This window comes from Streptomyces sp. NPDC053426, assembly GCF_055585405.1.
This window is the reverse complement of sequence record NZ_JBVJKE010000015.1, coordinates 83,768-103,280: the sequence shown is the minus strand read 5'-3', so window position 1 is coordinate 103,280 and position 19,513 is coordinate 83,768. Positions and strand designations below refer to the sequence as shown.

General features: G+C 69.8%; 27 protein-coding genes. 23 read left to right on the top strand and 4 right to left on the bottom strand.

Annotation, left to right across the window (positions count from 1 at the left end; translation table 11 throughout):
• Positions 1–8: 8 nt before the first annotated feature.
• From sufU to ACZ62B_RS28050, 6 genes are all read left to right on the top strand, one after another.
• Positions 9–473 carry a Fe-S cluster assembly sulfur transfer protein SufU gene (sufU, locus tag ACZ62B_RS28075; protein WP_073937087.1) on the top strand — a complete coding sequence of 155 codons (465 nt, stop codon included), beginning with the start codon at positions 9–11 and terminating at the stop codon, positions 471–473.
• Positions 470–802 (top strand): metal-sulfur cluster assembly factor, encoded by a 333-nt coding sequence (locus tag ACZ62B_RS28070; RefSeq protein ID WP_030224563.1) that lies wholly within the window; start codon positions 470–472, stop codon positions 800–802. Before sufU ends, ACZ62B_RS28070 begins: the two co-directional genes overlap by 4 nt.
• 80 nt (positions 803–882) lie before the next feature.
• Positions 883–1,203, top strand: a complete 321-nt coding sequence (locus ACZ62B_RS28065) for a DMT family transporter (RefSeq protein WP_344564045.1) — start codon at positions 883–885, stop codon at positions 1,201–1,203.
• 208 nt (positions 1,204–1,411) lie between these two features.
• Entirely contained in the window at positions 1,412–2,401 is a 990-nt protein-coding gene (dapD, locus tag ACZ62B_RS28060; protein ID WP_073937085.1) for a 2,3,4,5-tetrahydropyridine-2,6-dicarboxylate N-succinyltransferase, read from the top strand.
• 212 nt (positions 2,402–2,613) lie between these two features.
• A complete protein-coding gene (locus ACZ62B_RS28055) occupies positions 2,614–3,840 on the top strand; it encodes a hypothetical protein (protein ID WP_469692524.1) in 1,227 nt (408 codons plus the stop codon).
• Positions 3,841–4,247: 407 nt separating this feature from the next.
• A complete protein-coding gene (locus ACZ62B_RS28050) occupies positions 4,248–4,808 on the top strand; it encodes an HDIG domain-containing metalloprotein (protein WP_469692522.1) in 561 nt (186 codons plus the stop codon).
• On the opposite strand, the gene ACZ62B_RS28045 is transcribed toward ACZ62B_RS28050, so the two are convergent.
• Both ACZ62B_RS28045 and ACZ62B_RS28040 read right to left on the bottom strand, forming a co-directional pair.
• Positions 4,796–5,266 carry an NUDIX hydrolase gene (locus ACZ62B_RS28045; RefSeq protein ID WP_469692520.1) on the bottom strand — a complete coding sequence of 157 codons (471 nt, stop codon included), beginning with the start codon at positions 5,264–5,266 and terminating at the stop codon, positions 4,796–4,798. The two genes, ACZ62B_RS28050 and ACZ62B_RS28045, sit on opposite strands and share 13 nt — an antisense overlap.
• A gap of 28 nt (positions 5,267–5,294) precedes the next feature.
• On the bottom strand, positions 5,295–6,026 hold the full coding sequence (locus ACZ62B_RS28040; RefSeq protein WP_469692518.1) for an XRE family transcriptional regulator: 732 nt from the start codon (positions 6,024–6,026) through the stop codon (positions 5,295–5,297).
• 157 nt (positions 6,027–6,183) lie between these two features.
• On the opposite strand from ACZ62B_RS28040, the gene ACZ62B_RS28035 reads away from it, so the two are divergent.
• From ACZ62B_RS28035 to ACZ62B_RS27965, 15 genes are all read left to right on the top strand, one after another.
• Positions 6,184–6,537 (top strand): SCO3933 family regulatory protein, encoded by a 354-nt coding sequence (locus ACZ62B_RS28035; RefSeq protein WP_469692516.1) that lies wholly within the window; start codon positions 6,184–6,186, stop codon positions 6,535–6,537.
• Between the two features lie 3 nt (positions 6,538–6,540).
• Positions 6,541–7,896: an FtsK/SpoIIIE domain-containing protein gene (locus ACZ62B_RS28030; RefSeq protein ID WP_469692514.1), complete on the top strand. Its 1,356-nt coding sequence runs from the start codon at positions 6,541–6,543 to the stop codon at positions 7,894–7,896.
• Between the two features lie 18 nt (positions 7,897–7,914).
• On the top strand, positions 7,915–8,589 hold the full coding sequence (locus ACZ62B_RS28025; RefSeq protein ID WP_469692513.1) for a DUF2637 domain-containing protein: 675 nt from the start codon (positions 7,915–7,917) through the stop codon (positions 8,587–8,589).
• A gap of 19 nt (positions 8,590–8,608) precedes the next feature.
• A complete protein-coding gene (locus tag ACZ62B_RS28020; protein ID WP_469692511.1) occupies positions 8,609–8,803 on the top strand; it encodes a hypothetical protein in 195 nt (64 codons plus the stop codon).
• Between the two features lies 1 nt (position 8,804).
• The gene (locus ACZ62B_RS28015; RefSeq protein ID WP_450546880.1) at positions 8,805–8,996 is read left to right on the top strand and encodes a mobile element transfer protein; all 192 of its coding nucleotides are present in this window, start codon (positions 8,805–8,807) and stop codon (positions 8,994–8,996) included.
• 12 nt (positions 8,997–9,008) lie between these two features.
• Positions 9,009–9,164: a hypothetical protein gene (locus ACZ62B_RS28010; protein WP_365425945.1), complete on the top strand. Its 156-nt coding sequence runs from the start codon at positions 9,009–9,011 to the stop codon at positions 9,162–9,164.
• A gap of 19 nt (positions 9,165–9,183) precedes the next feature.
• A complete protein-coding gene (locus tag ACZ62B_RS28005; protein ID WP_469692509.1) occupies positions 9,184–9,510 on the top strand; it encodes a SpdD-like protein in 327 nt (108 codons plus the stop codon).
• Positions 9,511–9,596: 86 nt separating this feature from the next.
• Positions 9,597–10,148: a GGDEF domain-containing protein gene (locus ACZ62B_RS28000; protein WP_469692507.1), complete on the top strand. Its 552-nt coding sequence runs from the start codon at positions 9,597–9,599 to the stop codon at positions 10,146–10,148.
• 85 nt (positions 10,149–10,233) lie between these two features.
• Positions 10,234–10,419, top strand: a complete 186-nt coding sequence (locus tag ACZ62B_RS27995) for a hypothetical protein (RefSeq protein ID WP_469692505.1) — start codon at positions 10,234–10,236, stop codon at positions 10,417–10,419.
• A complete protein-coding gene (gene repSA / locus ACZ62B_RS27990; protein WP_469692503.1) occupies positions 10,412–11,785 on the top strand; it encodes a replication initiator protein RepSA in 1,374 nt (457 codons plus the stop codon). Before ACZ62B_RS27995 ends, repSA begins: the two co-directional genes overlap by 8 nt.
• Positions 11,779–11,988 carry a helix-turn-helix transcriptional regulator gene (locus ACZ62B_RS27985; RefSeq protein WP_159531486.1) on the top strand — a complete coding sequence of 70 codons (210 nt, stop codon included), beginning with the start codon at positions 11,779–11,781 and terminating at the stop codon, positions 11,986–11,988. Before repSA ends, ACZ62B_RS27985 begins: the two co-directional genes overlap by 7 nt.
• Positions 11,988–13,235: a tyrosine-type recombinase/integrase gene (locus ACZ62B_RS27980; RefSeq protein ID WP_469692608.1), complete on the top strand. Its 1,248-nt coding sequence runs from the start codon at positions 11,988–11,990 to the stop codon at positions 13,233–13,235. Before ACZ62B_RS27985 ends, ACZ62B_RS27980 begins: the two co-directional genes overlap by 1 nt.
• 176 nt (positions 13,236–13,411) lie before the next feature.
• Positions 13,412–13,651 carry a hypothetical protein gene (locus ACZ62B_RS27975; protein ID WP_073937084.1) on the top strand — a complete coding sequence of 80 codons (240 nt, stop codon included), beginning with the start codon at positions 13,412–13,414 and terminating at the stop codon, positions 13,649–13,651.
• Between the two features lie 167 nt (positions 13,652–13,818).
• Complete coding sequence (locus ACZ62B_RS27970; RefSeq protein ID WP_468721405.1) at positions 13,819–14,385, top strand: SigE family RNA polymerase sigma factor; 567 nt, start codon at positions 13,819–13,821, stop codon at positions 14,383–14,385.
• Positions 14,382–15,602, top strand: coding sequence for a WD40 repeat domain-containing protein (locus tag ACZ62B_RS27965; protein WP_469692500.1), 1,221 nt, complete (start codon positions 14,382–14,384; stop codon positions 15,600–15,602). The genes ACZ62B_RS27970 and ACZ62B_RS27965 overlap by 4 nt, the downstream gene beginning before the upstream one ends.
• Here ACZ62B_RS27965 and dapA read toward each other — a convergent pair.
• On the bottom strand, positions 15,599–16,486 hold the full coding sequence (gene dapA / locus ACZ62B_RS27960) for a 4-hydroxy-tetrahydrodipicolinate synthase (protein ID WP_469692498.1): 888 nt from the start codon (positions 16,484–16,486) through the stop codon (positions 15,599–15,601). The genes ACZ62B_RS27965 and dapA overlap by 4 nt on opposite strands.
• Before the next feature lie 131 nt (positions 16,487–16,617).
• Here dapA and ACZ62B_RS27955 point away from each other — a divergent pair, with 131 nt between their 5' ends.
• Both ACZ62B_RS27955 and ACZ62B_RS27950 read left to right on the top strand, forming a co-directional pair.
• Positions 16,618–17,034 (top strand): phage holin family protein, encoded by a 417-nt coding sequence (locus tag ACZ62B_RS27955; RefSeq protein WP_073937080.1) that lies wholly within the window; start codon positions 16,618–16,620, stop codon positions 17,032–17,034.
• Positions 17,031–17,387: a DUF3618 domain-containing protein gene (locus ACZ62B_RS27950; protein ID WP_344564033.1), complete on the top strand. Its 357-nt coding sequence runs from the start codon at positions 17,031–17,033 to the stop codon at positions 17,385–17,387. The genes ACZ62B_RS27955 and ACZ62B_RS27950 overlap by 4 nt, the downstream gene beginning before the upstream one ends.
• 189 nt (positions 17,388–17,576) lie before the next feature.
• Here the strand turns inward: ACZ62B_RS27950 and ACZ62B_RS27945 are convergent, their stop codons facing one another.
• Complete coding sequence (locus ACZ62B_RS27945; protein ID WP_469692495.1) at positions 17,577–19,388, bottom strand: endonuclease/exonuclease/phosphatase family protein; 1,812 nt, start codon at positions 19,386–19,388, stop codon at positions 17,577–17,579.
• Positions 19,389–19,513 lie beyond the last annotated feature (125 nt).

Here is a 19,513-nt window from a genome sequence, read left to right as displayed (position 1 = left end):
GCTGAGGCGTGAAGCTGGACTCCATGTACCAGGACGTCATCCTGGACCACTACAAGAACCCGCACGGGCGTGGTCTCAGGGACGGCGACGCCGAGGTGCACCACGTCAACCCGACGTGCGGTGACGAGATCACGCTCCGCGTGAAGTACGACGGCACGAAGATCAGCGACGTCAGCTACGAGGGGCAGGGCTGTTCCATCAGCCAGGCATCCGCCTCCGTGCTGAACGACCTGCTGGTCGGCAAGGACCTCGCCGAGGCGCAGCGGATCCAGGGGACCTTCCTGGAGCTGATGCAGTCCAAGGGGAAGATCGAGCCCGACGACGCGATGGAGGAGATCCTGGAGGACGCGGTCGCGTTCGCCGGGGTGTCCAAGTACCCGGCCCGGGTGAAGTGCGCCCTCCTCAGCTGGATGGCGTGGAAGGACGCGACGGCCCAGGCGCTGGGCGCCGACGCCGAAAGGACAACGGCATGAGCGAGACCCTGGAGATGAAGCCGGCCTCGGAGGAGGAGCTCCGCGAGGCCCTGATGGACGTCGTCGACCCCGAACTGGGCATCGACGTCGTCAACCTCGGCCTCATCTACGGCATCCACGTCGACGACTCCAATGTGGCGACCGTCGACATGACCCTGACCTCCGCGGCCTGCCCGCTGACGGACGTCATCGAGGACCAGGCCAAGTCCGCCACGGACGGCCTGGTCAGCGAACTGCGCATCAACTGGGTCTGGATGCCGCCGTGGGGCCCCGACAAGATCACGGACGACGGCCGTGAGCAGCTCCGGGCGCTGGGCTTCAACGTCTGAGCGAGCGGTTCGGTCACGTGGCCCCCGGCACTGTGCCGGGGGCCACGTGCGTGTGGTCGTCCCTGGCTACGATCGCCGTCATGGGGTACGCACTGCTCGCCGGAGCCATCGCAGCGGAAGTGGTCGGGACGACCGCCATGAAGTACAGCGAGGGATTCACCCGGCTGTGGCCCTCGGTCGTCACCGTCGCCGGGTACCTGGTGGCGTTCGCCCTGCTCGCGCAGACCCTGAAGACCCTGTCGGTCGGGACGGCGTACGCCATCTGGTCCGGGGTCGGGACGGCCGCCATCGCGGTGATCGGCACGATGTTCATGGGCGAGGGGCTCACCGCGGCCAAGGCCGGTGGCATCGCGCTGATCATCGCCGGGGTGGTGGTGCTCAATATGGGCGGGGCGCACTGATCGGTGGGCGTCGCCCTGGGCGGACCGTTCTGCGGCGGTGCGTGTCGCCCCTGGGGCGGGGCTGTTCCGTGGCGGTGTGCCGCCCGGGACGGGGCTTCTCGTGGCCGTGTGCGCCACACCGCGGGGACCGCCGTTCGTGCGGACCGCACGCTGAGACGTGGTCCGTACCGGTTCGCGTCCGTGGGCGCCGGTTGGTTAGGTTGCCCTCATGACCGACACGACTGCTCACAGCACCTCCGGCGCGGTGGCCGCCGGCCTCGCCACCGTCGCCGCCGACGGCACCGTTCTCGACACCTGGTTCCCCGCCCCCGTACTGGCCGACGAGCCCGGCCCGTCCGGCACCGAGCGGCTCTCCGCCGAGCAGGCCGCGGAACTCCTGGGCGGCGGCGCCACCGCGGCGGTCGGTCCGGACGCCCGCCGGGGCGTCGAGGTGGTCGCGGTCCGCACGGTCATCTCCTCGCTCGCGGAGAAGCCCGTCGACGCCCACGACGTCTACCTGCGCCTCCACCTGCTCTCCCACCGTCTGGTCCGGCCGCACGGCCAGAACCTGGACGGCGTCTTCGCCCACCTCGCCAACGTCGCCTGGACCTCCCTCGGCCCGGTCGCCGTGGACGACCTGGAGAAGGTGCGGCTCAACGCCCGCGCCGAGGGCCTGCACCTGGCCGTCACCTCCGTCGACAAGTTCCCCCGCATGACGGACTACGTCGCCCCCAAGGGCGTCCGCATCGCCGACGCCGACCGCGTACGGCTCGGCGCGCACCTCGCCGAGGGCACCACCGTCATGCACGAGGGCTTCGTCAACTTCAACGCCGGCACGCTCGGCACGTCGATGGTCGAGGGCCGTATCTCGGCCGGTGTCGTCGTCGGCGACGGCTCCGACATCGGCGGCGGCGCCTCCACCATGGGCACCCTCTCCGGCGGCGGCAACGTGCGCATCGTCATCGGCGAGCGCTGCCTGGTCGGCGCCGAGGCGGGCGTCGGCATCGCCCTCGGTGACGAGTGCGTGGTCGAGGCCGGCCTGTACGTCACCGCGGGTACCCGCGTCACCATGCCCGACGGCGAGGTCGTCAAGGCACGTGAGCTGTCCGGCGCCTCCAACATCCTCTACCGCCGCAACTCCGTCACCGGCACGGTCGAGGCCCGCCCGAACAACGCGGTCTGGGGCGGCCTGAACGAGGTCCTGCACAGCCACAACTGATCACGGGCGGCCTTGACCTGTGGCCGCCTCATCGATCAACGTTCTGACCTGCTGCTGAGCTGTCAGTAGCTGTCGACGTTGGTCAACGTTGAGCGCCCTTCCACGGCCCGAAGACGGCCCGGGAGGGCGCTCGTGCGTTGTTGACTGCAAAATGCCTACGGACGGGAGGAAAATCTGGCACGATTGACGCAGCCCGACTTGAATGAGGAGACATGGAGAATTTGAACCCGCCGCCATTTGCGGAGCTCAAAGAAGGTGTTACCGCGAAAGGCCTTCGTGAAGTAATCTCCAAGTCTGGTTATCCATTTCAAGCCGTAGTCGCGGACATGATTGCAGCGTCACCGCTAGGAGTGACACACAAGGCTAGCCTCCAAGAAGAGTGGACATATATAGATCGCGAATCAGGCCAGGTGCGCTCTATTGATATTCTTGCAGATCTCGCATTTCAGCATGGATATCAAGAGCCGGAATCCGACCTAAGGTCTCGCCTCAGCTTGCTTGTCGAATGTAAGCAGAGCGACTTTCCGTACGTTTTCTTCCTGCGGCAGACGCCCCCTAGTGAAAGTAGCGAATTTCCTGACATTGCGGGCCTGGATGTGCAGCAGCTTAGAGTTTTCATTGAGCCCGCCTCCGATGATGACGACTCTGACGCCAGTGGGGAAGATGGTCCCCATGACGCAAGTGATGTTACCGACGAAGAGGAGGGCGACCCGTCCTCCTTCTTGATTAATATTCGGGATGCGCTAAATCTGCAAGAAATTCCGTTCTTTGGGGCGCCTGCACCTTTTGCGATTTCACTGGCTAAGGTATTCAGGAAAAATTCAAAGCTCGAAATAACAGGCGAGGAGACGTACAGGTCTCTCACTCTTCCCTTGCTGAAGGCGGCTGACCATCTCCGACTTCTCAGCACGCCCGAACCCGGCCATCCACTCCTGTTTCCGAGGATCATCATCAATGTGGCGGTCATTCGAGCTCCTATGATCTCCGCTGTACTTCATGAGGGGCAGCAGGGACTTCTCTCCCTTCCATGGGTGCGTGTTAGTCACCTAGAGCCAATGAATTCGCCTGACGCTAGGCATCTCACTGGAGCTGTCCGTTACTTTGATGTCGTACATGAATCCTTCTTCCCTCGGTATCTGGAGGTTTTGTCCAGGGATGCCGAGGAGATGGCGCTGCGAATGCATCAGCATTCCAAGGAAATCTCATCGGGTGCTGGACTCTTCAGGTTTGAAGGCGATCGGGAGTATCTGGTGCCGCTACCGCAAGAATATGCACATTTCCTCGAAGAGCCTTGCACGATGCACCTGAGTAAAGCCGCTCATGCATTGGGGTTTAAGATGAACGAAGTTGAAGAAGGGGTGGAGAAGTCTCAAGATTCCGATGTGATTGGCTGGATAGATGCCTATGATTGGGTTGAGGCCACGGAAACGGGCGACTGACACCCTGTTAGGTCGGTGGAGCGGCTTTGGGCTGGAGCTGCTTTGGGGCGAGTGATCATGGCCCCGTAAGCTTCCGGCGCGTCGGGCAGTCTGTGGACCTGCCCGTTGAAGCACGACGTTGGGGCCATGATCTTAGAGGCTCGCCCCAAAGTGGCTGCCTAAAGCCGTGGAGCCGACCGCCCCAGCCACAGAGGGTGTTTCCCCACTTCATACCCGCAGCCGCCGAGCGCGCCGCCGGGCGCGGCCAGCCGGGGCGGAGACAGGAGGCAGGCCGCGCCGCAGAGGCGGCGCGCGCCCGCGCCGTGCGCGGGCCTTGATGAAGTAGGGAAAGTTTTACCGCGCTCTGGTCGGCAACCGCTCGATCGTGGCCTGTCGGCTCACTGCTCGGCTCGGCTACCGTTCCATCCATGCCTTCTGCACTGGACACGCCCCAGGGAGCGGCCGAACTCGCCGAGTCCTTGCTTCCTCCTCTCGGGAACCGCTGGCTGCACACTCAGGCCGTGGCTGCTCGGGCTCGCGAGGCTTCCGCGGCTGTGTCCGAGGCAGACCGGGATCTCCTCGTCGCTGCCGCATGGCTGCATGACATCGGCTACGCGCCCGAGCTGCGTGACACCGGGTTCCATCCCCTCGACGGTGCCCGGCACCTCGAATCGCTGGGTGCGCCGGCGCGTCTGGTGCGGCTGGTCGCTCATCACTCCGGGGCCGTGTACGAGGCGGAGCAGCGCGGGCTCTCGGCAGAGCTGGCCGTCTATGAGCGGGAAGATTCTCCGGTCCTGGACGCCCTGATCTTCGCTGACATGACGACCGGCCCCGCCGGGCAGTCCTTCGACTTCGACATCCGGATTGACGAGATCCTGGTCCGCTATGAGCCGGGCAGCGAGGTGCACAACGCGATCAGCAAGGCGCGGCCGTACCTCCGGGGCGCTGTCGAGCGGACTCGCGACCGCATGGCGCATCAGCCGATGTAGGGCTCCGCCCGGTCGGCCAGGCCGTGCTCGATCCGCATGCGCATCGACGGGTGGATGTTCAGCTCGTCCAGCTTGCTCGGGTCGACGAAGGCCACTTCCTTGCTCTCGCTGCTCGTCCGCAGCTGGCCGCCGGTGATGCGGGCGTGGAAGCAGATGGAGAACTGTTGACGGACCTCACCGTCGTTGTACGCCATGACGTGCCCGGGGTTGGTGTAGATGCCGACGAGGCCGGTCACCTCCACGTCGAAGCCGGTCTCTTCCTTCGTCTCGCGTACGGCTGCGTCGGGCGCTGACTCGCCCAGGTCGATGCCGCCTCCGGGCAGGGCCCAAAGATCGTTGTCGGTCTTGTGGATCAGCAGGACTTCCCCGGCCTCGTTGCGGGCCACGGCGGTAACGGAGGGAACGAGGCTGTTCGCCTTCGGGGCGTTGGGATCGTTGAAGTAGTCGACACGGGCCATGTGTTCAGCGTTGCACGTCCGGGGCCTGCTATGACGCCCGGCCCTGCTCCCATGCGTAGTCGAAGCTCCGCATGTAGTGCCGGAAGGTCCGCGCGCCGGGGAGGTACCGGAAGTGCATCACCGGGTTCTGGCCGGCGGGAGCTCCGAGGACGTGCGGGTTCACGAGAACGTCCTCGTCGAACCGGTAGATCGAGTTGTAGAGGATCGTGTCGTGCAGCCGGACTTCGACTCCGGGCGTCGACATGGCGGGCTCGAGGTAGCGCCGGGTGATGCGGGCACGTGCGGCCAGGTCGCCGCCGATGCCTTCCTCTTCGCCACGCTGACGGACCGCTTCGGAGTCGGGATCGCCGAGCAGGATGCGGACCTGGGCGCCGGCCTTCGCCTTCTCGGCCAGCTGGTCGGGCAGGTCCGGATTGCTGTCGAAGAGGAACAGTCCGGCGTACACGAGGATGTCGACCTGGTCCGTCGCCTTCTCGATCAGGGATGACCAGAGCGGGGCGGGCACCGCGCCACGGTGCGGGTAGTACGTGATCAGCTCGGACGTGCTGGCCTTCTCCGCCTGCTTCTCCACGGACGGCCAGATGTAGACCTCGTCGACTTCGAGGAGGCTCGCCGCCTTCCAGCGGTGCCCGCGGTGCGGAGTGCGGCCGGTGGTGATCCACCGCTCGACGCTCTTGGGATCCACTCCGACGTGTTCGGCAACGGACTGGATCGTCTCGCCCTTCGCTGAAATTGCCGCGCGCAGACGCTCGTTCGCCATGACGTGCCCTTCATTGGGACCGCTAGGGACGTTTTGACGGTAGCTCAGACGTCCCTAAACGTCCATACGGACGGTGATGCGTCCACCCTCCCTCACGGTCTCCTGATCTCACCGACGGGATGTCGGTCAACACCTCGCCCCAACAGGAGACAAGACGATGCGTCAGATTCCCGTGGACACCGCGAACGCCACCGTGATGGTCGCCAAGGCGCCGCAGCCCAAGGTGAAGGACCGCCGTACCGGTGAGATAGCCCTCGACAGGGACGGTGCCACCCTGATGGTCGTGGAGGTCATGTTCTCCACGCCCGACGAGGTGGAGATCCTCAAGCTCACCGTTCCGCAGTCCGGCGTCTCCGAGGACCTGGCCATGGGCACCCCGGTGGTCCTGACCGGCCTGGTCGCCTCGCCCTGGGAGAACGAGTTCAACGGCCAGAAGCGGCACGGGATCGCCTTCCGCGCGGTCGCGGTCACCTCGCTGGCCGCTGCGGGTTCGGCCTCGAAGGCGGCCTGAGCCATGACGTGGCTGATCGTCGCCCTGGTGCTGGTCGTCGCCGCTGCGGGTCTCCTGCGGTGGCGGCGTCCCGCCTGGTACTGGCTGACCTTCGGGGTCACCCTCGCCGCGCTGCGGGTCCTGGTCCGCTACGGCTCGGTCATGGATGCCTGCGGCCTCACCGTCCCTGCCCCGCGTTGGCGTCTGGCGCTGGCCCGGATGACCAACCGGCCCGTTCCCGGCCCGCGGGCCCCGCGCATCCTGCGGGTGCGGGTGACCCGTACCGGCCTGGTGCTGCGGCTGAAGCTCCGGCCCGGTCAGGACGCCTTCGACGTGGCCGCCTCGTGTGACCGGCTGCGGCACTCGTTCGCCATGTACGGGGTCACCTCCCGTGAACTGCGTTCGGGCGTCGTCGAGGTGCGCATGACCGGCTATGACGTGCTCAAGCGGGTGCAGATGCCTGCCCTGGTCGACACCCGGCCGATGCGGGTCCCGGTCGCCCTGCGCGAGGACGGTGCCGTGCACTACCGCGACTACCGGGCCGTGCCGCACGCGCTCACCCTCGGGGCCACGGAGTCCGGCAAGTCGGTCTATCAGCGCAACCTCGTGGCCGCGCTCGCGCCGCAACGGGTCGCCCTGGTGGGCATCGACTGCAAGCAAGGCGTCGAGCTGTTCCCGCTGGCGCGCCGGTTCTCCGCGCTCGCCGACAACCCCGACACCGCCGCCGAACTCCTCGACGCCCTCGTGTCCCACATGCAGGACGTCTATCAGCTCATCCGGGCCGAACAGCGGATCACCGCCGACGTGCCCGATGCGGAGATCGCCGCCGACATCTGGGACCTGCCCGAAGACCTGCGGCCGGTGCCGATCGTGGTCCTGGTCGACGAGGTCGCCGAACTCGCCCTCTTCGCGACCAAGGAGGAGGAGAAGCGGCGGGACCGGATCATCACCGCCCTGGCCCGGCTCGCCCAGCTCGGCCGCGCGGCCGGCATCTATCTGGAGATCTGCGGGCAGCGCTTCGGCTCCGAACTCGGCAAGGGCATCACCATGCTCCGCGCCCAGCTCACCGGCCGCACCGCCCACCGGGTCAACGACGAAACCTCGGCGAACATGGCCCTCGGCGACATCGCCCCGGACGCCGTGCTGGCCGCGATCCAGATCCCCACCGACACCCCCGGCGTCGCCATCACCGGCGACTCGACCGGTGGCTGGGCCCGCATCCGCGCCCCGCACACGTCACTGCGCCAGGCCGTGAACACCTGCAACCGGCACGCCGACCTGGTCCCGGACCTGCCCGTCCTCGCGCCGTTCCGGCCCGCCCTCGGCGTCCTCGCCCCGGTCCCGGCCCCGGCCGTCGAGTCCGCCCCGGCCGCCGCCTGACCTTCCCGGAGGTTGATCATGCCCCGCTCGTCGCTGCGCGTGGATGCCGTCCTGGTGCAAGCCGTCATCGCCGGTGCCCTGTCCTTCGCCCACCTCCACGACCTCGCCGCCGCCGCTGGACAGGACGGCTGGAAGGCCTGGGCCTATCCGGTCTCCGTAGACCTGCTCCTCGTCGCCGCCTGGCGTCGGCTGCGCACCGACGGGCCGTCCCGGCTGGCCTGGTGCTGGTTCCTCATCGCCCTGGTCGCCTCGCTCGGCGCGAACGTCGCCACCGCCGGGCTCCTCGACCTCGGCGACGTCCCGGCCTGGCTGCGCATCCTGGTCGCCGCCTGGCCTGCCCTGGCCTTCATGGGCGGCACCCTCCTCGCCCACTCACCCGCGGGCCACGCCCCGGACCCGGACCCCGCGCCCGAGGCGGAGCCCGAACCGGTCGCCGCCGCTGACCCGGACCCGGACCCGGCCCCGGAACCGGTGCCGGTGGCGGTCGTCGACGACGCCCCCGCCCTTCCGGCCGCCGACCCGGTCCCGGCAGCGCCGGCCGTTCCGGTCCCGGCCGCGCTGGTGGACCACGCGCGCAAGGTCGCCGCCGACCACCAGGAGCGGACCGGTGCCCGGATCGACACCGACACCCTGCGCGCCCGCCTCGGCGTCCCGCCGCACCTGGCCGACGCCATCGCCGCCCAGCTCGCCTGACACCGAAAGGAGACACGTCGTGCTTGGTGACCCGGCCGACCTGACCGCCGCCGACCACCTCGACGGCGCCCGCGAGATGGCCGCCGCGAACCGGCCCTTCCTGGCCTACCTGCTTGCCGAGGAGGCCGCCCGCCGCACCGCCGACCCGGCCACCGCCGCCGGGATCCGCGCCGCCTTCCCCGACCCGACCCTGACCCGAACGGAGACCGACTGACATGCCCGCCCGCGACTTCTTCCACTCCGTGATGCGCATCGGCCCGGTGCAGATCGGCACCCACCGCGACCGCCACGGCACCACCAAGCACGCCGCCGTGTGCAGCTCGGACGGCTGCGGCTGGTCCGCCGACTACACCAGCCAGTCCGCCGCCCAGCTCGCCGCCCGTACCCACCGCTGCCGCGTCCGCTAGGAGGCCACCGCCATGGATGTCCCGCTCTGGTTCGCCCTGCTGTGCGTCGGAGTCCTCGGCGTCAAGCTCATCCGTCCGCCGCTCTGGCTGGTCGCCGTGCTCCTGCTGGGCGGCTACCTCCTCGCCGACAGCCTCCTGGCCCCGGTCATCGACACCGCCGTCAAGTAACCCGAAAGGAGATCTGCTCATGTTCCGGCCCAAGCTCCCGACCATGCCCCAGCCCACCGGCCGCCTCACCCCGCCCGCGGTCGTCGTCGAGCCGACCACCATCACCCCCGGCACTCCGGCCCCGCCGCCGACCCCCATTGCCCCGGCCTCGGTGCCGTCCCGGCCCACGGTCCAGCTCACCCTCGGCACTGCCCTCGCCCTGGTCGGCGGCGGCACCGCCGTGGTCCTGGTCGTCGGCGCCGTCCTGGTCTCCATGCTCCTCGCGGTCGCCGTCACCGCCGCCTCGGTCGCCGTCTGCGCCGTCGTCCTGCGCTCGCTGCTCGCCTCCGACGCCAAACGTCGCTGACCGCTCCCGGAGGCGACGCACAAGCCGCCAGCACGCCGCCGCCTTCCGGGACCGCCTTCTACCAACCGCCACTGAAGGGGAACGTCATGGACCTGCAGATAGCCGCCGTCCTGGTGCCGTTACTGGGCTGGGCCGTGCACGGGAGCGTCCTCGCCCACCGACTCGCCTCCGCCCGCCGCGACCCGCTCACCGGGCTGCACACCCGCGCCGGATGGACCGCCCGCGCCGAACACTGCATCCGCCGGCACCCGCGTGCGGCCGTGCTCCTGGTCGACCTCGACCACTTCAAGACCCTCAACGACACCCACGGTCACGCCGCCGGAGACGCCGCCCTCGCCGCCACCGCCGACCGGCTCCGCACCTGGTGCGGACGCCACGGCACCGCCGGACGCCTGGGCGGGGACGAGTTCGTCGCCGTCTTTCAGGACCTCGCCGCCGTCGACCTCGACGCGCTGATCATCGACCTGCACCGGCCGCTGGACTACAACGGCGTATCGCTGCCGCTGGCCGCGTCGGTCGGGGTCTGCCGTCTCGCCGAGCTGCCGGTGCCGCTGCTGACCGATGCGCTCGCCGCCGCCGATGCGGCCATGTACGCGGCCAAGGGCCGTGGCCGCCGGGGCTCGCGTCTCTCTCACTGACCGGCCACCGGGTGGCGCACAAGCCGCCAAGCACGCCGCCACCCGGGGCCGTTCCTTCCAACCGCAATCGAAAGGAACCACCATCATGGCCCAGCACACCCCGCCCGCGCCGAGGATCTGCCCGGACTGCGACGGCTTCGCCACCGTCGCCGTCACCCTCGGCGGCCGCGACAGCCGCGGCCACCTGCGCACCATCACCGCGCACTGCCCGGCCTGCCACGGCACCGGCACCACTCCCGCCCGCCGCATCCGGGAGGGCGCCGGTGCCTGAGACGCTGCTCGACCCGGCCACCCTCGGCGACCTGCTGAGGGTGGCTTCGGCCGTCGACTACCACCGCTGGGAAGAACAGATCCGCCGCACCGGCGGCTGCGCCGACCCCATCCACCTCACCGGCTGGACCCTGACCAAGGACAAAACCACCGGCGCCACCCTGCACCACTACTCCACCGAGAGCGAGCCGGGCGGACGCCTGCGGGTGGCCTGCGGCAACCGCCGCGCCTCGCGCTGCCCGTCCTGCGCCTGGACCTACGCGGGCGACACCTACCACCTCATCCGCGCCGGGCTGGCCGGTGACGACCGCCGCGCCATCCCCGCCACCGTCCGCGATCACCCACGCGTCTTCGCCACCCTCACCGCCCCCTCGTTCGGCCGCGTGCACAACCGGCCCGACCACGGCGCCTGCCGCTGCGGGGTACGGCACGCCCCGGACGCCCCGGAACTGGGCACCGCCCTGGACCCGGACACGTACGACTACGCGGGCGCGGTGTTGTTCAACAACCACGCCGGGCAGCTCTGGCAGCGCTTCACCAACCGGCTCCGCCGTGAGATCGCCGCCCGCGGCGGCCTCACCCAACGCGAGCTGAAAGAACGCGCCCGCCTCTCGTACGGCAAGGTCGCCGAGTTCCAGAAACGCGGCGCCCTGCACTTCCATGCCGTGATCCGCCTCGACGGACCCGACGGCCCGAACACCGCGCCGCCGTCCTGGGCCACCGTGCAGCTGCTCGCCGACGCGATTCGCGCCGCTGCCGCGCACTCCTACACCTCGGTCTCCGTCCCGGCCGCCGAGGGCCAACCGGCCCGGACCTTCCGCTGGGGAACCCAGCTCGACGTCCGCCCCGTCAAGGCGTTCGGGGACGGCTCGGAGATCACCGAACAGGCCGTCGCCTCCTACGTCGCCAAGTACGCCACCAAAGCCGCCGAGAACACCGGCACCCTCGACCGCCGCATCGGGGAGCTCGCCGAGCTCGACCGCCACGGCGTGCCCGACCACACCCGCCGCCTCATCACCGCATGCCGCGACCTCGACCCGCTGTATCCGGACCGGCGGCTGTGGGCCTGGGCGCACATGCTCGGCTTCCGCGGCCACTTCTCCTCCAAGTCCCGCCGCTACTCCACCACCCTCGGCGCACTCCGCCAGGCACGCGCCGACTACCGCGCCGCCCAGGAACACGCCGCCCTCGGCCTCGAGGACGCCGAGCCGGACACCGTCCTGGTCCTGGCCGACTGGCAGTACGCCGGACACGGCCACACCCCCGGCGAATCCGTCCTCGCCGCCACCATCGCCCGAAACCTCCAGCTCAACCGCCAAACCGCCCGCGAAGAACTCGCCGTGCTGCCAGACGAGAAGGAATGGTGACCATGCCGACCCGGCTGCCCGACCGTTACCTCACACCCGAGGACCTGGTCCGGCTCTTCGAGCTGCCCAGTGTCGAGACCGTCTACCAGTGGCGGAGGAAGCGCATAGGTCCCCGCGGCTTCCGAGTGGGCCGGCACCTCCGGTACGACCCCGCAGAGGTGCAGGCATGGGTCAGGTCCCGCACGGAAAGGGCCGCCGCCTGATGGCCGGACACGTTCAGGACCGCTGGTACAAGACCGTCCCCGGGCCGGACGGCAAGACCGTCAGGGTCAAGACCGACCGTCACGGCGTCGGTCACCGCTACCGCGCCCGGTACATCGCGCCGGACGGCACCGAGAAGTCCAAGAGCTTCCCGGACAAGCAGAAGCGCAAGGCCGAGGCATGGCTGTCCAACATCGAGGCGGACATGTCCCAGGGTCGGTACATCGACCCGGCCGCAGGCTCGGTGACCTTCGCGCAGTACGCCAAGGAGTGGATGGCGGCGCTCACCATCGACCCGGTGACCCGTGAGAGCGTCGAGATCCGCCTGCGGGTCCACGCCCTTCCGTACCTCGGGGACCGGCCCATGGCGTCCTTCCGGCCCTCGCACCTGCGCGCGTGGATGCGCCAGCTGGAGGCGACCGGGCGCGCGGCGTCCTACCGGCGCTCGATCTTCGCCAACGTGTCGGCCGTGTTCACGGCGGCCGTGGAGGACCGGATCATCGCCGACAACCCCTGCCGCGCTCGCTCCGTCCGGGCGCCCTCCCTCGACGGCCGGAAGGTCAAGCCCTGGTCCGTCGAGCGCGTCATGGCCATGCACGAAGCCATGCCGGACGCCTACCGGGAGATGGTCTCCCTGGGGGCGGGCTGCGGCCTCCGGCAAGGCGAGATCTTCGGTTTGGCGCTCGAAGACGTCGACTTCCTCGGCGGCACGGTCCACGTCGTCCGGCAGGTCAAGCTCCTGCGAGGCACACAGGCGGTCTTCGGTCCGCCCAAGGGTGGCAAGGAACGGCACGTGCCCTTGCCCGAGACGGTCGCCTTCGCACTGGCCGATCACATCACGAGGCACGAGCCGGTAGAAGTCACGCTGCCCTGGAAGACCTTGGACGGTCCGCCCGTGACGGCTTCGCTGCTGTTCGTCAACGTCCGGAACAAGGCTCTGGCCCTGCACCGGAATCGCTTCAACCACTACGTGTGGCGACCGGCTCTTGCCTCCGCCGGCGTCCCCCTCGGACGTGAGAACGGTATACACGCCCTCCGTCACTTCTACGCATCCGTGCTCCTGGACGCGGGGGAGAGCATCAAGGCCCTGAGCGAGTACCTGGGCCACCACGATCCGAGCTTCACCCTGCGCACGTACACGCACCTGATGCCGAACAGTGAGGCGCGCACCCGGGCCGCCGTGGACCGCGTCTTCCGGGCCCCGGGCAGCACCGAGGACGGCCCCGAGACGGCCCCCGGGACAGGCTGACCCACTGACCTGCATCATGATCAGAACAGCCACAACTGAGCCCGCCGTCACGCCCGTACGCTCTCGTACGGGTTACTCCCCGTGACCTCGGGGTCGTTTTGGCAGATGAACGGGTGGACACAGAGTCCGATCAGAAGCCGGGACGACTGACATACAGGAATGGGGACGAACGGGCGATGACGAACGAGTGGGTGTGGGGCGTGCTCCGCTGTGCGGTCGGAGTGATGGGAGTGGTGTCCGTGCTGATGCTGTGCGGCACACTGGCCGGTTCCGCATACGCGGACGAGACCAACACGGCCTCCCACAACGGTCACCGCGTCGGACTGATCAACGCCAACGTCGGCCAGATCGACGACCCCGCCGAGGACGTACTGGAACACACCCTGCTGTTCGGGGACGGGTACACCTGGGACTGAGGGACCGCTTCGGCGGGCCGGACCGCAGCGCGTGGAAACGCGACGCGGTCCGGCCCGCTTTTTTTGTGAAGTCACCGAGCGGTGGCATAGCGGGAGCCGCCCGCGCGCGTCCATAGGGGCGCGGGGAGCGGACACAGGGCCCGCTCCCGGGTGAAGAGAAGGTGACGATGGATGCCGAGGCGCAGGAGAGTTTCCGGGAGTTCGTGGCGAACCGGTCGCCCGCGCTGCTGAAGACCGCCGTCCTGCTGAGCGGCGGCGACCGGCACGCGGGCGAGGACCTGCTGCAGAACGCGCTGATCAAGGCGGCGGGCCGCTGGCACCGCATCGACGAACCCGAGGCGTACGTACGGCAGATCCTCTACCGGCAGCAGATCAGCCGCTGGCGGCTGAAACGGCGCGGGCGCGAACTCAGCGTGGCCGAACCGCCGGAACCCGGTGCGGACGGGGACGCCGCCTCGGCCGACGCGGAGCTGCGGCTGGTGATGCGGGGTGCGCTGGCCCGGCTGACCGCCCGCCAGCGGACCATGCTGGTGCTGCGCTACTTCGAGGACCTGCCCGAGGCCGAGGTGGCCCGCATCCTGGGCTGCTCGGTGGGCACCGTACGGTCCACCACCCACCGTTCCCTGGCCCGGCTGCGCGCCCTCGCGCCCGAACTGCGCTCCCTCGGCCGGTCCGAGACCGAGGCCGGGCGGCAGCCGTCCGGTGACTACTCGCCCGTGGAGGTGCGGTCGTGAACGTCGACGAACTCGTGCGTGACGCGTTGCGCGAACAGGCGGCCGAACTGACCGCGCCCGGACCGGGGTTCGCCGACCGGGTGCTGGCGGTACGGCGGCGGCGCCGGGTCCGCGGGCTGGTCTCCGGCGCCGCCGCCGTGGCGGCCGTCGTCGCGGTCGCCGTCGGCGTGCCGCTGCTGGACACCGGGAAGGAGGTCGTCCGTCCCGCGTCCGTCCTGGACGGGAGCGGTGTCTCCGCGCACCCCGACCAGTCGCCGCCGCGCGACGCGATCGCGGCCGGGCGGTCCGTGCTGGCCGCCTACTACGCGGCGGAACCCGTGGCCCGGTCGGGCGACCGAGGGGTGCTGACCCGCACCTACTGGCTGCTCGACCCGGAGACCGGGACGTACAGGAAGGACGACCGGTGGTCGTTCGTCGCCGTGGCACCCGGTGCGCGTACCGCGGCCGTACTGGAGCGGACGCTGCCCGCCCGGAGGATCGGCGTCCTCGACCTGGCCTCGGGACGCGTCGACCGGTGGATCACCGTCGACCGCGGAGTCGGCGGCCTCGCCTACTCGCGCGACGGGAGCAGGCTCGTCGCCACGACCTACGGTGAACACCCCGATCTGATCACGCGGGTGAAGGGTTCTTCCGGGGACGTGGCCTGGGTGTCGCCGTTCGGCGAATCGTCCCGGAGCGGCTTCTACGTCCTGGACGTGGCCGACGGACGGGGCGACTGGAGCCCGGTCGCGGACCGCCAAGACATCAACGGACGGCAGGACTTCGCGTTCTCCCGGGACGGCCGGCTCGTGTACTCGCAGGTCGTCGGGGGCAAGGACGGACTGCAGCAGTTCCACGACCTCGACGGGAACACGGCTCCCGCGCCCGCGAACGAACGGCATCTGCGGTCCGACGTCTCCGCGCGGCTGTCCCCCGACGGCAAGCTGGCCGCGCTCGGTCTGACGGCCGAGGCCAAGGACACGTCCTGGTCCGAGATCCGTGATCCGTACACGGGCGAGGAGGTCGCCCGGGTGCGCGGGGCGCAGCTGCTCGCCTGGGTGGACGACCGGCGGCTCATCGCCTGGGAGCGGGCCCCCGGGTCGGAGGAGTACCGGCCGCGGCTGGTACTGGTCACCATCGGCAGCGAGAAGGTCGTACCGCTCAGCGGGGTGCGTGAGCCGGACGAGGCGTTCGAGACGGTGGAGTGGGAGCCGGTCTTCGTCGAGCGCCGCCCCTAGCCGAGTTCCGTCAGGAGCGCGTGTGCCGCTTCGAGCCCGTCGGTCGTCTCCCGGTCGGCGGGCCTCAGCGGTGGGCGGAGGGGGCCCGCGGGGAGGTTCAGGGTGGTGAGGAGGGCCTTCGCGGTGACCGTGCCGGGGAGGCCGTTCGACATCATCGCCTCGATCAGGGGGGTCGCCTGTCGCTGGAGGTGTGCCGCTCTTGCCGTGTCGCCCGCGTCGAAGGCGTCCAGTACGGCGCGGATGTGGGCCGGGGCCACGTTGGCGACCGTGCTGACGCAGCCGGCGGCGCCCACCGCGTAGAGGGCCAGGTTGTGTTCGTCGCAGCCCGCGTAGTACGCGAGGTCGGTGCGGGACATGACCTTCTGGGCGGCCAGGAAGTCGTACGAGCAGTCCTTGACCGCCTTGACACGGGGGTGTTCCGCCAGGCGGAGGAGGGTGTCCGGTTCGATGCGGACTCCGGTGCGGGACGGGATGTCGTACAGGACGAGGGGGAGTTCCGTGGACTCCGCGACGGTGAGGAAGTGGGCCTCGATCGCGTCCTGCGGGGGTCTGCTGTAGTACGGGGCCACCACCAGGAGGGCGTCCGCGCCGGCCTTCTCCGCCTCGCGGGCCAGTCGTGCGGTGTGGGCCGTGTCGGGGGTGCCGACGCCCGCGACGATCGTCGCCCGGGTGCCGACGGCTCGGCGTACCGCCTTGATGAGGGACGACTTCTCCGCGTCGGTGGTGGTGGGGGACTCGCCGGTGGTTCCCGAGAGGACCAGGCCGTCGCAGCCGTGGGTGACCAGGTGGTCGGCCAGGTGCTGGGCGCCGTCCAGGTCGAGCGCGCCGGCGGGGGTGAACGGGGTGATCATCGCGCACAGGGTGCGGCCCAGGGGTGGGGTCATGGGGGTAGTGTCCGGTGGCAGGCGGTGAAGGTCTACTTAAATGTTGTGGTGATTACCGGTAAGCATTGCTTTATGGATATCGCCGGTGCGGTGGGGGTACTCGGGGTTCCCGACCCGAGAGGAGGCGCATCGTGACCGGAACCATCGAGCGACGGCCGGTTCGCGACGAGCACAGCGTGGGTGAGCTCGTCGGGCAGGCCACCGAACAGATCTCCCGGCTCGCACGGCAGGAAGTGGCGCTCGCCAAGGAGGAGCTGGCGGAGAAGGGGCGCCGCGCGGGGCGCGGCGGCGGGATGCTGGGTGCGGCGGGGGCGTTCGGTTACGCGGGACTGCTCGCGCTGGCCGCCACGGGTGTCGTTGCGCTGGATCTGGTGCTGCCGCTGTGGGCGGCGGCGCTCATCGTCACGGGGCTGCTGTTCGCCATCGCCGGTGTGCTCGCTCTTGCCGGTCGTGGGCAGTTGCGCCGGGCCACGCCGCCCAAACCCGAGCGGACCATGGGCAGCGTGAAGGCCGATGTCGAGGAGATCAAGGGAAGGGCGCACCGATGACGCACGACGTGAGGCGCGCGGGGTCCCGGTCGGGGGCCCATGTGGACGCGGGCGCGGAGGCCGCGGCTGCGGGGCGGGGGGCCAAGGGGCCGGACGAGCTGCGGCGGGAGATCGAGCGGACGCGGCACGAACTCGGCGACACCGTGGAGGAGTTGGCCGGGAAAATGGATGTGAAGGGGCGGGCGCGGGCGCGGGCCGACGACCTTCGGGACCGGGCCGGGGCGATGACCGTGCAGATGCGGAGCAGCGCGGGGGAGGTCGGGGCGCGGTACCGGAAGCCGGTGATGATCGTCGGCGGTGCGGTGGTGGTGCTCGCCGCGGGTGTGGTGATGCTGCGGCGCCGTCGTTGCTGAGCGCCTCCGCCTGCGGTGCGCCTCTCGGTTCGGTGAGGGCGTGCGCAGCGCCCAGGGGGCGCTGCGGGGGCGGGGGCGCCCGTTCTCGGACCGGCGCGGGACCGGGCGCTCGCATGTGCCCGAGTCGACGCGCCGGCCGCTGCGGCCGGGTGTCCCCGCCCCCTCACCGCCGTGGGCGGCTGCTCTTCCCTACGGCCGGAAGCGGAGCACCTGCGGGTCGTGGTCGCTGATCTGGTCGTGGAACTCCGCGTTGATGTGCACGCTGTCGTACGTGAAGGCGCCGCGGCGGATGGACGGGCTGACCAGGATCTGGTCCAGGGTCTGGCTGTTGCCCTGGTAGACGTAGGAGTAGCGCTCGGACCGGGGGAGGGACTTGATCGCCGACCAGAGGACGCCCTTGCCTTCGAGGAGTTCCGTCGTTTCGGAGAACTCGAAGTCGTTGATGTCGCCCAGGACCACCACGTCGGCGTTCTTCTGGGTCTCGAGGACCTTCGCCGTGAAGTCGTGAACGGCCTTGGCCTGGAGGTGGCGCTGGGTCTCCGAGCCGCGGGTCGGGGGCTGGTACTGGGAGGTCAGGCCCTGGTCGCCGCCCTTCGAGGCGAAGTGGTTGGCGATGACGATGACCGTACGGCCCCGGAAGGTGAACTCGCCGGCGAGCGGCTTGCGGCTGTCGTCGAAGGCCTCGGACGTCGGGTCGACGCGGCCGGGGGAGAGGGTCAGGGCCGCCTTGCCGCGGATCTTCGTGACGTCGGTGGCGGTCGTGGCGTCACCGCCGGCTCGGTCCGTGAAGGAGACCCTCGCGGGGTTGAAGAGGAAGGCCTGGCGGATGTTGCCGCCCGGCTGGCCGCCGTCCTGCTTGTCGGCGGGGTCGACGGAGCGCCAGTCGTAGCGGGGGCCGCCCGCCGCCTCGATGGCGTCGATCAGCTTGGCCATCGTCAGGTCGGCGGCGACCGTGCCGTCGTCGACGGCGCCGTTGTTGTCCTGGATCTCCTCCAGGGACACGATGTCGGGGGACTTGAGGTTGTTCACGATCGCGGCGGCGTGGGCGGCGAAGGTGTCGTCGGAGGGGTCGAGGTTCTCGACGTTGTAGGTGGCGACGGCCAGTTCGGCGGTGCGCTGTGCGCGGGTCGTCTCGCGTTCGAGACCTGCGGATTCGAGGGCACCCAGCTCGTTTGCCACGAGGGTGTAGCCGCCGTACTGGTTGTAGTCCAGGGGGCCCGCGGTGGTGCCGACGAGGGTGTCGCCGACGTTCGCGTCGGGGAAGTCGGACGCCTTGCCCAGCGACTGGATCTGGAGGCGGCCGGTGTTCTGGGCGTCGTAGGAGCCGTAGACCGTGCCGCCCCGGCGGTTGCGGTGCTCGTACGGCTTCACCGTGACCCAGAGTTCGGTGTACGGGTCGGTGGCGCCCACCACGCGCGCGTCGGAGACCTGGACGTTCATGCCCTCCAACGACTCGTAGAGGTCCAGGGCGTACTCGGCGGGGCGCAGGGGGAGCGCGTTGACCGAGCCGTTCGGCTCCGGGGTGTAGGCGGCGGGGACGGAACGCGCGTCGAGGGTGGTGGCGGCCGGCAGCGGGTTTCCGCTGGAGACGACCGTGAAGGTCGGGCGGGTGATCTCCGTCAGGGACTGGTTGCCGGAGGACGTGCCGCCGGGGACGTACTCCGAGACCGTGCCGGAGACCGTGACGGCGTCGCCCACGGCGACACCCTTGGGGGTGGAGCCCGTGAAGACGAAGACGCCCTCGCTGGTGGCCGGGTCGGCGTCCGGGGCGGGATCCTGGATCCAGAAGCCGCGGGACGAGCCGTAGGTGCGGACGCCGGTGACGATTCCGGTCACGTCGGTGACCTGCTGACCGGCCAGCGGTGAGGTGCGGGTGTCGCCCTGGACGTCATGGACGCGCACCGTGTCGGCGTGCGCGGGCGACGTGAGGACGACGGTGGACGCCGCGGAACATACGGCGGCGACGGTGAGCGCGGCGAGACGCGCGGACTTTCTCGGCAACGGATTCCCTCCGGGGACGTGTGACCCACCCTCTTCTACGCGCGTCAATCTCCTGTCAGGCCCCGCCACTTGTCAAGGTTTCGGCCATGTACGCCCGCTGAAGAGGAGATGAAGCGGGCGGCATG